The 13,786-nt window shown below is 36.1% G+C and carries 13 protein-coding genes; all 13 read right to left on the bottom strand.

Features of this window, described 5'->3' with window-relative positions; translation table 11 throughout:
• Nucleotides 1-32: 32 nt before the first annotated feature.
• Entirely contained in the window at nucleotides 33-986 is a 954-nt protein-coding gene (locus G6R02_RS00060) for a sugar kinase (RefSeq protein WP_164667212.1), read from the bottom strand.
• A gap of 987 nt (nucleotides 987-1,973) precedes the next feature.
• A complete protein-coding gene (locus tag G6R02_RS00055) occupies nucleotides 1,974-2,441 on the bottom strand; it encodes a RidA family protein (protein ID WP_164667211.1) in 468 nt (155 codons plus the stop codon).
• 346 nt (nucleotides 2,442-2,787) lie between these two features.
• Nucleotides 2,788-3,558 (bottom strand): SDR family NAD(P)-dependent oxidoreductase, encoded by a 771-nt coding sequence (locus tag G6R02_RS00050; protein ID WP_164667210.1) that lies wholly within the window; start codon nucleotides 3,556-3,558, stop codon nucleotides 2,788-2,790.
• Nucleotides 3,559-3,800: 242 nt separating this feature from the next.
• On the bottom strand, nucleotides 3,801-3,887 hold the full coding sequence (locus G6R02_RS20385; RefSeq protein WP_164670266.1) for a fumarylacetoacetate hydrolase family protein: 87 nt from the start codon (nucleotides 3,885-3,887) through the stop codon (nucleotides 3,801-3,803).
• Nucleotides 3,888-4,426: 539 nt separating this feature from the next.
• The gene (gucD, locus tag G6R02_RS00040) at nucleotides 4,427-5,893 is read right to left on the bottom strand and encodes an alpha-ketoglutaric semialdehyde dehydrogenase GucD (protein WP_164667209.1); all 1,467 of its coding nucleotides are present in this window, start codon (nucleotides 5,891-5,893) and stop codon (nucleotides 4,427-4,429) included.
• 35 nt (nucleotides 5,894-5,928) lie between these two features.
• On the bottom strand, nucleotides 5,929-6,825 hold the full coding sequence (locus tag G6R02_RS00035) for a fumarylacetoacetate hydrolase family protein (RefSeq protein ID WP_164667208.1): 897 nt from the start codon (nucleotides 6,823-6,825) through the stop codon (nucleotides 5,929-5,931).
• Between the two features lie 165 nt (nucleotides 6,826-6,990).
• Entirely contained in the window at nucleotides 6,991-7,827 is an 837-nt protein-coding gene (gene dat, locus G6R02_RS00030) for a D-amino-acid transaminase (RefSeq protein WP_164667207.1), read from the bottom strand.
• A gap of 25 nt (nucleotides 7,828-7,852) precedes the next feature.
• Entirely contained in the window at nucleotides 7,853-9,133 is a 1,281-nt protein-coding gene (locus G6R02_RS00025) for a TRAP transporter large permease (RefSeq protein ID WP_164667206.1), read from the bottom strand.
• A gap of 42 nt (nucleotides 9,134-9,175) precedes the next feature.
• Entirely contained in the window at nucleotides 9,176-9,664 is a 489-nt protein-coding gene (locus G6R02_RS00020; protein ID WP_164667205.1) for a TRAP transporter small permease, read from the bottom strand.
• 68 nt (nucleotides 9,665-9,732) lie between these two features.
• On the bottom strand, nucleotides 9,733-10,767 hold the full coding sequence (locus G6R02_RS00015; protein ID WP_164667203.1) for a TRAP transporter substrate-binding protein: 1,035 nt from the start codon (nucleotides 10,765-10,767) through the stop codon (nucleotides 9,733-9,735).
• 246 nt (nucleotides 10,768-11,013) lie between these two features.
• Nucleotides 11,014-12,111, bottom strand: coding sequence for an alanine racemase (locus G6R02_RS00010; protein ID WP_164667202.1), 1,098 nt, complete (start codon nucleotides 12,109-12,111; stop codon nucleotides 11,014-11,016).
• Nucleotides 12,112-12,558: 447 nt separating this feature from the next.
• Nucleotides 12,559-13,563 carry a substrate-binding domain-containing protein gene (locus G6R02_RS00005; protein ID WP_164667201.1) on the bottom strand — a complete coding sequence of 335 codons (1,005 nt, stop codon included), beginning with the start codon at nucleotides 13,561-13,563 and terminating at the stop codon, nucleotides 12,559-12,561.
• A gap of 17 nt (nucleotides 13,564-13,580) precedes the next feature.
• On the bottom strand, nucleotides 13,581-13,786 hold a 206-nt coding region (locus G6R02_RS19880), incomplete at its 5' end, for a hypothetical protein (protein WP_205520005.1).

Below are 13,786 nucleotides of genomic sequence, written 5' to 3'. Positions count from 1 at the left end.
GTAATTTACCGTTCCTTCCTATAGTCAGTTTGTTATCTAATCACATCCACCTTGGTTTCCCCTTTTATAAAAGAGTTTAATCTGGACCTGTCAGGCAAACCTTCTACATCCCCTTTAACCATTGTCACGAGTGCTCCAACTGCAGCTCCACGCTTTACAGACTTTTCAAGCTCTAGACCATCTAACAATCCCGATAAAAAACCTGTCGCAAATCCATCACCGGCACCAACTGGGTCAACTACATGCTTAACAGGAAATCCAGGGACATGACCCTGTTCTTTCTCAGAAAGATAAAAAGCCCCATTTGAGCCCATTTTTAATACAACAATGGATGCCCCGTGTTTATAAAGTTGTCTTGCCAAGGTTTCCGTATCACTTTGACCAAAAAGAAACTCTGCTTCATCAATCCCAGGCAACACAATATCGGCTTTGGCGGAAACTTCAAGTAGAGCTTGTCTGGCTTTTTCTTCTGACCAAAGCTTCCGACGTAAATTTGGATCAAATACAATGGTTACTCCATTCCTTTTTGCAATTTCCACTGCTTTCATTACCGTCTCATAACAGCTTTCACTAAGAGCAGGCGTAATCCCAGTAATATGTAAAAACTTCGCACTTGCAATATATTCCTCATTCAAATCGGAAGGTTTCATGCGACTTGCCGCGGAATTCTTCCGATAATACTGTACCCTCATTTCATCATAAGTCAGCATTTCTTTGAAGTAAAGGCCGGTTGAAGCTGATTCATCAATGTGCACCTGGCTTACATCCACCCCTTCACCACGAATGTACATCAAAATCTTTTTCCCAAATTCATCGTTGCCAAGTCTACTTAACCACGCTGACCTATATTCCAACCGAGCTAATCCGATTGCCACATTTGATTCCGCACCTGCTACTTTAACCGTGAAATCCGACGCATAACGCATGTATCCTTTTATTTTAGGTGTAAATAGTGCCATACTTTCTCCCAGTGTCATCACATCCATGAGACAATCCTCCTTGTTCCTTTTCTGTTTACCCGGCTCTTATTCAAATTAAGTCCACATTTTGTAAATCACCCTCTCTCTTTTGTATATTTATAGGTCCCTTACAAAACCTATGGTAAAAATTAAATGACAACATGACTATTGCCAGATATATATTGAATAATATAAGTAGTATATTTTCGGTAAGGATGGGTTTATCATTCAAAATTGCCAAAACATAAGTATATCAAACTTCAAATGTTTAAATCAAAAACCTGAAAGATTTGATGCTAGGTCACCACATCTAACTGCAATTAAAAGGATTTCATTGACTTCTCTCAAATGCATAATTAAGTTTCTAAAAACAGGACATCCGTCAGTAATTTTGAAATCACTGTTTGTCATGTTGATAAACTAGATTCAAAACTAATAAAGCCGAATTGAAATAAAGCTAAAATCAACTTCAAGAAAACACTAGCCTTAAAGATTTTCATGGTAGGACCTTCTCAAATTAAACTCACTACAGCACAACGTCCCAATCTAGTGTATCCGCATTTATTTGAGATAACACCTCTGCATCCTTACCGTCTGGATGCGTCCGGATTCCGAAATGGCTATGGAAGTGCTAGAAAAAGGCTGAAAAACAGGTGAAGTAAACTTAAACTACCAAGATTACCAAAGCAAAAAATTGAACAACCTCAGTGTGAATATTTACCGAAGTGAAAACTGTACATTGTATGAACTGAGGTTGGTTATTATGCAAGAACAAGTTCTCCATGCCAGCCGTTATCAAAACTTTAAGAAAGTAAACCAACATGTCAAAAGCCTCAAAAATGAACTCCGTATAACCAAACATTGACTTGTACGACAATGATTTAATCCTAGCCGCATTTGTTTTTCTTAATGAAATAAATAAATTCACTTTTTTAACTTAATCATGCTTTTTTGAAATGTAGGTCTACTTAATTCCAATAATCACTAAACCACTGAAACCTTGGAATTCAACACTTATACACTTTCAACTTCTACAATCATTTCAATTTCTATAGGGGTGTTAAAAGGAAGTTCATTTGCGGAAATCGCCGACCGTGCGTGTTTCCCTCTTTCTCCAAACACTTCCTCAAGCAATTCAGATGCACCATTCATAACATAAGGTTGTTTTACAAATCCATCAGCAGAATTGACAAAGCCCAATAGTTTTACAACTTGTTTCACTTTATCGAGACTTCCAATATGACCTTTTAAAACTGATAAGCAATTGATCATTGTCTGTCTTGCAGCATCGTATCCTTCTTCAACTGTAAGATCTGACCCTAATTTACCTTCATATTTTAATACTCCGTTTTCCTTACAATCTTGACCAGAAGTATAAACCAGGTTCCCTACAGTTTTGGCAGGTACATACACCGCTGCAGGTTTTGGTGCTTCTGGAAGGTCAATACCCAATTCTGACAACTTGCTTTCAATATTAGACATGATTTCATCTCTCCAATTCTTATGATAATAAAATAGACTAGGTCATTTAACAAGGTAACATAGGTAATAAGAATAAAATAACTGCTGTTGCTACGATTACTATATAAACAAATACAGTGTTTACTGTTCGCCTAAGACATGCCGATAAATCGATTCTAAAACTTTAGGTTAATTGTTTATGACTATGTGTCACTGATAACGTAAGCAGGCAAAACATAATTTTTATCAAGCATCAAGTATTCCAATAGTTTGATCAACTTCTTTGTGATTTTAGAAGACTAATACTTAATAGAGGACACTATAGGTAAAGTAATTTTTTATATAATCTTTCTATTATAAAAACCAGTTAATTTGATTTACCATTAACTACTCCACCATCAATCACAAACGGGGAACCCATCATAAATTTTGACTCATCTGATGCCAAGTATAATGCAGCATACGCCACATCTATAGGCTTGCCTAAATCTCCGCCAAGCTGACGGCTTTTAATTGCCTCTACTGCTTCTTGGGGATTTGAATCTTTGGATAGGTAATCTTTTACGAACGAAGTGTAAATAGTTCCCGGCATTAACGCATTCACACGAATATTATATTTTGCATAATCAACCTGCATCGATTTGGTTAATGACAAAATAGCCCCTTTAGAAGCGGCATAAGGGGCCCTGTTATTAAGGCCGATTTCCGCAATACAAGAGGACATGTTGATAATTGAACCTTCTTGCTGCTCCATCATATAAGGAAGCACTGCTTTGGATACATGAAAAACACCGTTAACATTAACGTCGAAAACCTTATTCCAGGTTTGTTGGTCTATTTCATGTAATTGTCCCACTCCGCTAATCCCCGCATTATTGAACAGCACATCAATCCTCTTATAACTATTAATGATTTTTCTTCCCATTTGTTCTACGTCATCGGGCTGAGTTACGTCCGCTTGGATGAAAACACCCTTACCCTTGTTTGATTCAATCTCTTTCAAAGTTTCCAGACCTGCTACTTCATCTAATTCGTTGACAACAACAAAAGCACCTTCCTGTGCGAACAAGAGTGCAGTCTCTCTTCCAATCCCTGAGCCCGCTCCAGTAATTAAAGCAACTTTTCCACTCAATCGCATTGGCTACTTCAACCCTTTCTAACTCGTTTTGACTTTCCGCTTTTCCCTACTATAGCTGACGATCACGAACACAAGGATTCTTTAACGTTCTTTCGCTATCAAATCCCCAGACTTAAAAGTAAAGCCTTTGGAAAGATAAGAAATAATATAACATGCATCAAAAATCATTTTTTTGTATTAGAATCTTGTAATATTTCATCACTCACTTTGTTTTAATGGAAAGTTGTTACGGCTCGCCAATCTCATCCGCGGACACATTGGCCGTCTGCGAATTGAAAACCTCTTGCACTAACATCATTAATGATGAGATAACCGAAAACATGATTCAGTGCCTCCTCTTTTTGAAATTTTTCCCCAGTTTTTGAAGCACCACGCCATGTTCAGCTCCATAATCCACTTGTTTTGATTCCTGAGGTAAAATAATCTGGTGGTTTAGTCTGACAACAACTGGCCCATGCTGAAAAAATCAACGGGCTTTTCGGTGGCCTAATATTATGTTCACGGTAATGGTCCATGTAGTTGTCCCCTATACAGATAACCTTCCCTGGATTTCCAAGCGGCATCCAGGGTGACTTCATTGTAATTTAATATTCGATAGCCACTCGGAATCAGTTCAATGTCATTAATTTTCATTGCGACTTTTTTAATATTAGTTAAGGCTTTTTCAACTAGTTGGGGCATCGTCAAATCTGATTGATTCAATACCTGGTTCAGTTTGATTATGTTTTACCCTTTTACGACGCCAACAGCAGTTTGATTTTCATAAGTGAAAGTGACTAACTTCAACTGTATCCCCCCCTTTGTTGATCAAATCAAATTAAACCACCAAATGTAATGGGCGTTTCATCCTTCAACACACCTTGTAAATCTACGGTTTTACAAAAATTGTCTTAATCTCAGTGAAAAATTCTTTAGCTGCTTCACCTTGTTCTCTGGATCCAAAGCTAGAATCCTTCATACCACCAAATGGTGCTTGCAACTCTACGCCGGCGGTTTCAAAATTGACACGAACTAATCCGGCATCGATTTCATCAATAAACTGAAATGCATTATCAATATTTTTTGTGAAGATGGATGCACTCAGTCCAAATGAAATATCGTTTGCAAGTTCCAATGCTTTCTCAATTGAATCCACTTTAATCAGAGATAAAACTGGACCAAAGATTTCTTCTTGTGCAATAGTCATTTGTGATTCAACATGATCAAATATTGTCGGCTCAATAAAAAGCCCATTTTGCAAGTCAGGATCCTTGGGACGATTTCCTCCTAAAAGGAGATTGGCTCCTTCGGCTTTTCCTTTGTCAATATAGGAAAGAACCGTATTTAATTGTCCCTCATTAACACTTGGGCCCATCCACGTATTTTCTTTCATCCCATCACCAATGACCAGTTCTTTTGTCCTTCTTAGCAATCTTTCTTTAAATTGGTCATATATTCCTTTTTGAATAATCACTCGACTAGTCGCTGTGCATTTCTGCCCTGTAGAACGAAGCCCCCCGCTTATTGTTGCTTCAACTGCATCATCAAGATCTGCATCATCAGCAATGATGATTGGATTCTTCCCCCCCATTTCCAATTGATATTTAGCTCCTCTGGCAACTGCTCCTTCAGCAACCTGCTTTCCAACCAGATTGGACCCTGTAAAAGTAACGCCGTTTACATCTGGATGGTGAATCAATCGATTTCCTACAACTGACCCCTGTCCGGTAATAAAATTTATAACACCTGTAGGTAATTCTGCTAATTCCATACATTCAATAATTTTCGCTGCTGTAACAGCAGCATCGCCGGCAGGTTTCATGACAACTGTATTTCCATATACCAGCGCGGGTGCTATTTTCCACAGTGGAATGGCAACTGGAAAGTTCCAGGGTGTAATAACACCTACTACTCCTAGTGGAACCCTTTTTGTATACATGAGGGCTTTGTTGTTAGTAGCAGGTATAACATCACCTACCTTTCTCATTCCTTCACCAGCGAAATATCGTAAAATGGCTACTCCTCTAGCAGTTTCCCCTTTCGACTCAAGGAAAGTTTTTCCCATTTCCCGTGTCATTGTTTCCGCAATTTCATCCAAACGACTTTCCATGATGTCCGCGGTTTTATAAAGAAAGCTACCTCTTTCTGCTCCTGTAAACTTACTCCAGGGTTTACATGCCTTTTTCGCAGCTTCTACTGCCTGATCAATATCCTTTTTGGAAGAATCCTGAACATATCCAATTATTTCTTTGGTATTTGCCGGGTTGAGACTCACCTGTACTTTATCAGCAAGTGTGTCTATCCACTCGCCTTTAATGTAATTTTTATACGTTTTTACAGATTTCTGGATAGTCATCTTACTCACCATTTCCTTTCTTAGTAATCTCGGATTTAATAGTTTGATTCTTTTATTTGGGCTTTCGCTAGGTTGTTTAAAATACCGATTTCGGGGATTTCAATTTCAATACGATCACCATCTGTTAAAGTGAAATTGTGTGGTGGGACTATGCAACTTCCCGTCAAAAGAACAGTGCCGTCAAACACAATATTGTCCCTTACAAGGTAGGAGGTAAGTTCTGTGAGTTTTCTTTTTAATTGGCTGGTACTTGCAGAAGATTCAAATACTTTCTCTTCATTGCGAAAAATACGACAGGTAATTTGGAGTTTATAGGGATCTTCAACCGTTTCCACCAAACGGATAGATGGACCAATTGAACATGAACTTTTCCAAATTTTTGCCTGTGGCAAATACAGGGGATTGTCCCCTTCAATATCACGACAGCTCATATCGTTGCCAATAGTATAGCCCAAAATATCACCCTGATAATCTAGAACTAAGCCTAACTCAGGTTCAGGAATTTGCCAGTTTGAATCACCCCTTAAATAAACATCTTGGTCAGGACCAACGGTTCGATCCCGAGTAGACTTCATGAAAAGTTCCGGCCTTTCAGCATTGTATACTTTGTCATAAAAGGTTGATGCGTTTAATTTCCCTCCAGTAGCCTCATAATTCCTTTCATCTCTGCTTTTTTCATAAGTAACCCCCGCCGCCCATACTTCGGGGGCATCAATTGGAGTTAGTAATGTAAGATCCTTTAAAGCTGACTCCAAAGGCAATGATTGATAAATCACTTCTTGAATCAAGTGCACAGGTGTAGAATTCTTTAGATTTGCCGTATGAATGACATCTGTAAAATGTTTAAACGGTAACACATAAACTTGATCTTCATTATTCACAGCTGCCAATTGCAAGGTATGATTTTCATCCAAAAAACGAATAATTTTCAAGTAATCACTCCTTATAATCAAAATATGAATTACATCTTAATGTTAAACATTCTGCATACTAACAAGCGTGTTTGACAAAGTTTAATCTATTTAAATGATAATAAATATTTATTATATTTGACGTAACCACTTTCTACAGATAAATTCCCCCTTAAAATTAGAATATCAATTTATCAAAGTATTAAATATTTGTTGTATGCCAATTGTTATCGACCCCGGTACTCCTGAACCTATATTATAATCGTTTATCTTCCTAACCGGTACAACATCAATCAGCGTCCCTGTTAAAAATGCTTCGTCTGCGTCGAGTAAATCTTGTGTCTTAAAAGGTTTCTCTTCTACTTTATAATTCATCTTTCTACATTGTTCAATAACCGTACTTCTTGTAATTCCGTTTAAAATATAATTATTTGCGGGATGGGTATACAGTACACCATTCTTAACTATGAATACGTTTGTAGCAGACCCTTCAGTAACAATTTCATTTCTACATAATATGGCCTCAAAGGAATTGTTCTCAACTGCTTTTTGTTTTGCTAGTACATTTCCTAAAAGGTTTAGGCTCTTAATATCGCATCTAAGCCATCTTAAATCCTCTGTTGTTATACATTCGACACCTTTTTTTTGAATAAAGCTATTATCGTTCATCTCCCTTGTATAAGCGATTAAAACAGGGGGGACATCACTCCCTGGAAAATGATGAACTCGCGAGGCTGCACCTCGGGTAATCTGAAGATATATCATCCCGTTTTGCAAACCATTTAGAGACTGGAGTTTTTCCAGACTTTCTTTTAAAAATCTAAAGTCGTGCGGGAAATCTATCTGCAACTCTTTTGCACTTCTTTCAAGACGATTTAGGTGTTCAATCATTTTAAAAGTCTTTCCATTATATACACCAATGACCTCATAAATTCCATCACCAAATTGATAACCTCTGTCTTCCATATCGATTTTTAAATCCTCAATTGTAATAAAATTTTTATCATACAAAATATAATTCATGATAGAACACTCCCGTGAATAATTTCTATTGTGTTAGATTTACTAAAAACAGTGATAGTTCTGGCCAAATCATAACAATAAATAATGAAAAAACCATAGCTAAAAAATACGGTACTATAGATTTAGCGATTTGTGTAACGGACAGTTGAGAAATCCCAGAGGCCACAAACAAATTAACTCCAACTGGAGGCGTAATAAATCCAACAGATAAGTTCACAATCATCATAACCCCAAAGTGAACAGGCTCGAATCCTAAGTTAGTTGCTATTGGAAATAAAATTGGAGTTAGTATAATTATTGATGGAACAGAGTCCATGAATGTCCCGACAGCTAGTAGCATTAAATTTATCAATATAATAATAACTATAGGACTTTCAGTAACTGACAAAAGAAAGTCAGCCATTTGTTGAGGGGCCTGTTTTATGGTTAATAGTTTTGCAAAACCTGTAGCTGCACTTAAGATTATGAGTATTGTTGCGATAGTTGCTGATGAACTTGCCATTAGCTTTGGAATATCACGGAGTCCCATTTCACGATAAATAAAGAAACTTGACACCAGCGCAATAACTACGGCAACCACAGCTGATTCTGTTGGAGTAAATATACCACTATAAATTCCTCCCAGTATGACAACTGGAATCAGTAACGCCCATTTGCAATTATTTAATTCTGTTAAAATTCTCTTTATCGAAGTCTTTTCATCTGTTCCTGTATACCCATTTTTTTTGCTGTATATGTAAGCCCATATCATCAGGCACGTCCCAAGTAAAATACCAGGTAAAATACCTCCCAAGAACATATTTCCTATAGAAGTGTTGCTCGTAACACCAAACATAATCATATCAATACTAGGGGGAATAATAACTCCTAGTGAGCCTGCTGCTGCAATAGTCGCAGTCGCAAATGTTTTGTTATAACCTCTTTGTACCATTGCCGGAATCATAATTGTTCCCATCGCCGCAACAGTTGCAGGACTTGATCCCGAAATTGATCCAAAAAACATACAACTAATAACCGCAGCAATAGCTAACCCGCCAGTTTTATTACCAACAATTGAGTCGGCTAAACCAAACAATCTTTTCGATAAACCCCCTTGCGCCATAATTTCACCAGCAAATATGAAAAATGGAACCGCTAAAATTGGGAAAGAATCTATAGAGTTAACAAAGTTTACCGTTAAAAAACTTATCGTAGTGTCTCCGGTAATAAGAATAGAAAAAATACTGGCTAAACCTAATGAAATAGCAATTGGAACTCCTATTAATAATAAAAGACCAAAAGAACCAAACAGGCTTAAATAGAACATAAATGATTACACCCCTCACAATTTAAAAGGCTACCTTGATTTTCAATTCAACTTTGATTCTTGAAGTGAATTGAAGTCACTTATTATGTTTTGAACTAATCGAATTAATGTTAAACCAAACCCCACCGGAAGTGCTAAATAGACTATTCCTTGTGGTATTTGCATAGCAGGACTGACTTGTGATGAATTAAAAATCTCTATCGTACTATTACCTCCGTAAAATATTACAATAATGCAAAAAACAATAAAAATAGTGTTACTAATGATTGAAATTAAATCTTTTTTTCGACCACTTAGGTTTCCTACCATTACATCTATATTAAGATGTTTTTGTTTTTTCGTTGCATAACTTACACCAATAAATACTAACCATATAAATGCATACCTAGACAATTCCGATGACCATGATAGTGAATTATTAAATATCTGGCGCATAATTATCTGTGAAAAAGTTGAAACAACCATAATTGATAACAATATGACTAAAATTACCTCTTCAATATGCTCGTTCAAAAATTTTAAAAGCTTCATTTTGAGTTCCTTCCTAATTATTTTTTATTGATGACTAGAGTTATAACTCTAGTCATCAATAAAACAAATCAATTTTGTTTAGCCTTTTCCACTGAATCAAAAAATTCCTCTGCAATATCTCCTGGAATATCTTTTGCGGCATCGTCTAATAGTGGTTGAATTTTCTTTCTCATTTCTTCTCTTGCTTCTGGCGTGACTTCATTATACTTTATACCTTCTTCTTTTAAATTTTTTAGAAAATCTTCGTTCTGTGTCCTGTTCAACTCTCTTTGATGCTTTCTTGCTTCTTTTTCTGCTTCCCTTATAATGTTTTGTTGTTCATTCGTCAAACTATCAAAGAAGTCTTTATTAATTATAAATGGCCAAACCCCATAGTACTCATGAGTAGCGGATAAATACTCTTGTACCTCATAAAACTTAGAGGTGTATGCTTGTGATAAAGGATTGGTTTGGCCATCAACAGTACCCTGTTGTAATGCAGTATATACCTCACCGAATGCCATAGGTGTTGGATTTGTACCTAGTTCACTATATACATCTAACAACAATTCATTCTCCATGGTACGTAACTTTATACCTTCAAAATCTTCAACAGTTTCTATCGGACGAACATTATTTGTGACATTATAAAATCCTTCCTCCCAAAACCCCAGACCGACCATACCTTTAGCTTCAAGCATTTTCAATAACTTTTCTCCTGTTTCCCCATCTAATACTGCATCAGCAGTTTCTTTGTCAGGAAATAAAAATGGGAAATTCAATACATTAAACTCAGGAACAAAGTTTGCTACGGTTGCAGTTGAAGGTATAGTAACTTCCTGGTTTCCATTCTGAACTGCTTGAATCATTTCACGATCACTACCAAGTTGCTCACTTGGATATAGTTTAACTTGGATTGCTCCATCAGTTTTTTCTTCAACTATTTCTTTAAATCGTTCTAACCCCTTATACTGTGGGTGGTTTTCATTTAGCCCAATGCCTGCTCTAATTGTTTTGTCTCCATCATTACTTCCTGCATTGTCGCCTTCTGCATCACTACTCCCACACGCGACTAGTAAAATCGCAATAATTGTTAACACTAAACCACTAATAGCTTTTTTCATTAATAACCCTCCAAATTAGGTTAAATTAATTTAAATTCCAAGATAAACCAAAATATTGTAAAACAGCGACGGACCCCCTTATTAAAAAAAATAAACTGCTACTATTACTATATTTATTTTCACCTCCCACTAGTAGTCTCCTCGCTTAATTTCTAAAACAGCTGGGCTGTTTTATTCAAAATATTGATCTTTCTTTTTAATCTATTTAATTTACGTCCAATATCCAAGGTTCGTTTTAAAAAGTGTTCATTTATTTTTTCCTCGCCCTTTAATAGGAATAATACGTTCTAATTCGCCATTTCTGAAACCTAAAATTTGATCCGCTAAATTAACCACAGGACAAACATGATTAGGAATAATTTCTATAACATCCCCTATCCCTAAATTTGTCTTACCTTGTATTTCAATAATTCCATGTTCTTCCGAAAGACTTTTAATAACTAAATTTTCATGATTTTTTATATACCCATGACCTCCACCTTTATATGAATCTTGTGCAAGTGTTTTACTACCCGCATCTATAATAAAACGCCCACTGTCGGGATGAGAAACGATAGTCGCAAAAACAGTAATAGCACAGCTTTCTTCATTTGCTCCTCCCGTCCCCATAACCATTCGATCATTAAAAACGTACATCCCTGCTCGCACCTCAGTTATAAATGGAATTTCCTTTATAAATCGTGCTGTTGCTGTTGCTCCAACACTAATTTCTTGTATATACAATCCTTCCTTTTCCAATGATAGTTTTGTATTTTGTAATATAGTTGCATCATTTATAGCAACCTTTCTTATTCCCTCTTCATCTTTTTCCGCATAAGCATGACCTGTGTGGCTCATTAAACCCTTTATTTCTATATAAGGTAATGTCGATATTTCGAGTATTGATTTAACACTTTCTTCCGAAGATTTACCCATACGATTCAACCCAGTATCCACATCAATATATACAGGTATTTTTTTCTTATGGATCTCACCCACTTCATTTAATCCCTGAGCTACTTTTATATCATCCAAAGCAACAGTCAAATTTGCTCTTTTTAATAAATCACTGAATCTTTCTAGTTTTTTTCGCCCTATTAAGGGAAATGCGATTAAAATTTCATCTATCCCCGCATTTGACATTATCTCAGCTTCACCTAATTTAGCGGTAGTAATACCATTCGCACCAGCCTTGAGCTGTTGATGAGCTATATAGGGGCTTTTATGAGTTTTAGTATGTGGACGGATTTTAACATTTGACTCATTTGCCAAATCTTGCAACCAATTAATATTTCTATCCATAATCTCTAAATCCAAAGAGACAAATGGAGTATCTGTCAACAAATCTATATCATTTATTTTCATGTATAATATCCCCAATCTAATATAACTAGCCAAATCCTCTCGAAAAAAACATACACTTTTATTTAAAGAAAAATTTTATAAAAATAATGTAGTACGGGTTTTGGTGTCAGGTTTTTTATCTTGTTTCATTTTTCAGAAAGATACAAGCTCCTTTAGGCTTGGCTATAAAGAAGTCTTGCAGTTGGAGTCACGGGTAAGTACATTTGACAATTGCTCATTCCTTCCTGAATACATTAACGGATTTTTATACCCAAACATCTTTATGACACTTTAGATGAAAACAGTTTTTGTCAATTTTGGCGTAAACGTGCTGCCAAAAAGCTAAAAGTACAGATATTATTTAAGAATATTCTTTAGAATAATAGACACGGTATTCAAGTTCCTCAAAACAGTACAGTTTTTGTAATCCTCATAATACTAATTAAATAAATTTTTCATCTTATATACTTAACAAGAGTGTCGTCTTATCAAAGTTGGGCTAAATCGATATATTTGACCATTTGTTACATGCTCTTTATTCTTAATTTTTTCGAGCAGTATCTCAGCAGCCTTTTTACCCATTTCTTCTGCCGGTTGTGAAATTGTTGTTATAGGGGGATTATATATATTAGCGAATGAAACATCATCAACACTTATTAACGCAAAACTTTCTGGAATCTTAACTTTATGTTTTTTAACAAAATTAAGAATTTCCATTAATGTTAAATCGTTTCCGGCAAATAGTGCAGTAGGTGGTTTTTTTAAAGATAACATTTCTACAATACCGGCCTCAATTTCATGAACATCAAGCCCCTTCACAAACTGCTTCACAGGTTCAATCCCATAAGATCTCAATGCTTTTTTGTAACCTTTAATTCTTTCAACCCTTGGGGTTATGTTCCGTATCAAAGATGTTGTGATCATTCCGATATGTCGATGGCCATTTTCAATTAAATGAGTAACAGCTAGACTTGCAGCTTCTTCGTTATCAAGAAGAATTGTGTCTATCCCTAGCCCTTCAACATGGCGGTCAAAAAAAATAAGTGGATATCTTTCATCTACCATTTCTCTATACAAATCCTTGTTACCACCGGTAGGAAAGACAATCAATCCATCAGTCTGCTTAGCCCTTAGCATTTCAACGTATTTTTTTTCTTTTTCAGGTTCATCGTCAGCGTTACAAACAATGACATGTATATTTTGTTCATTACAGACATCCTCAATGGCCCGAATTACTTGTGTCGAAAAGGTATGCAAAATATTGGCAACAATCACACCAATTGTAAAGGTACGTTTTTGCTTTAGGCTTCTTGCAACAAAATTTGCTTTGTAATCTAGTTCATAAATCGCCTCCTCAACTCTCCTTCTTGTTCCGTCTCCCATATATTCGTATCGTTTGTTGAGATATTGGGAAACTGTGCTTTTTGAAACTTTTGCTTTATTTGCTACATCTGCTATGGTTGCTTTTTTCACTTTGTCTATCCTTTCAGCTAATTCGGTTTACTAAATCGATTTAGTTCATTATATTCTAAAAAGTAAGCGTTTACAACCTGTATTTTATACACATCTGACGCTGCTGTAGACGGAGAGAGTGTAGATCCAGGGGGATATCGTAAATCTATAGAAATACCTGAAGCTGCTCCAAATTTACGAGAATAATCATATTTCCCAGTATTCACATACACAGATGTCCATC

The sequence above is a fragment of the Virgibacillus doumboii genome (genome assembly GCF_902806455.1).
GTDB lineage: Bacteria > Bacillota > Bacilli > Bacillales > Amphibacillaceae > Lentibacillus > Lentibacillus doumboii.
Note: the sequence above shows the minus strand (reverse complement) of the source record. Positions and strands in the feature narration are given on the sequence as shown.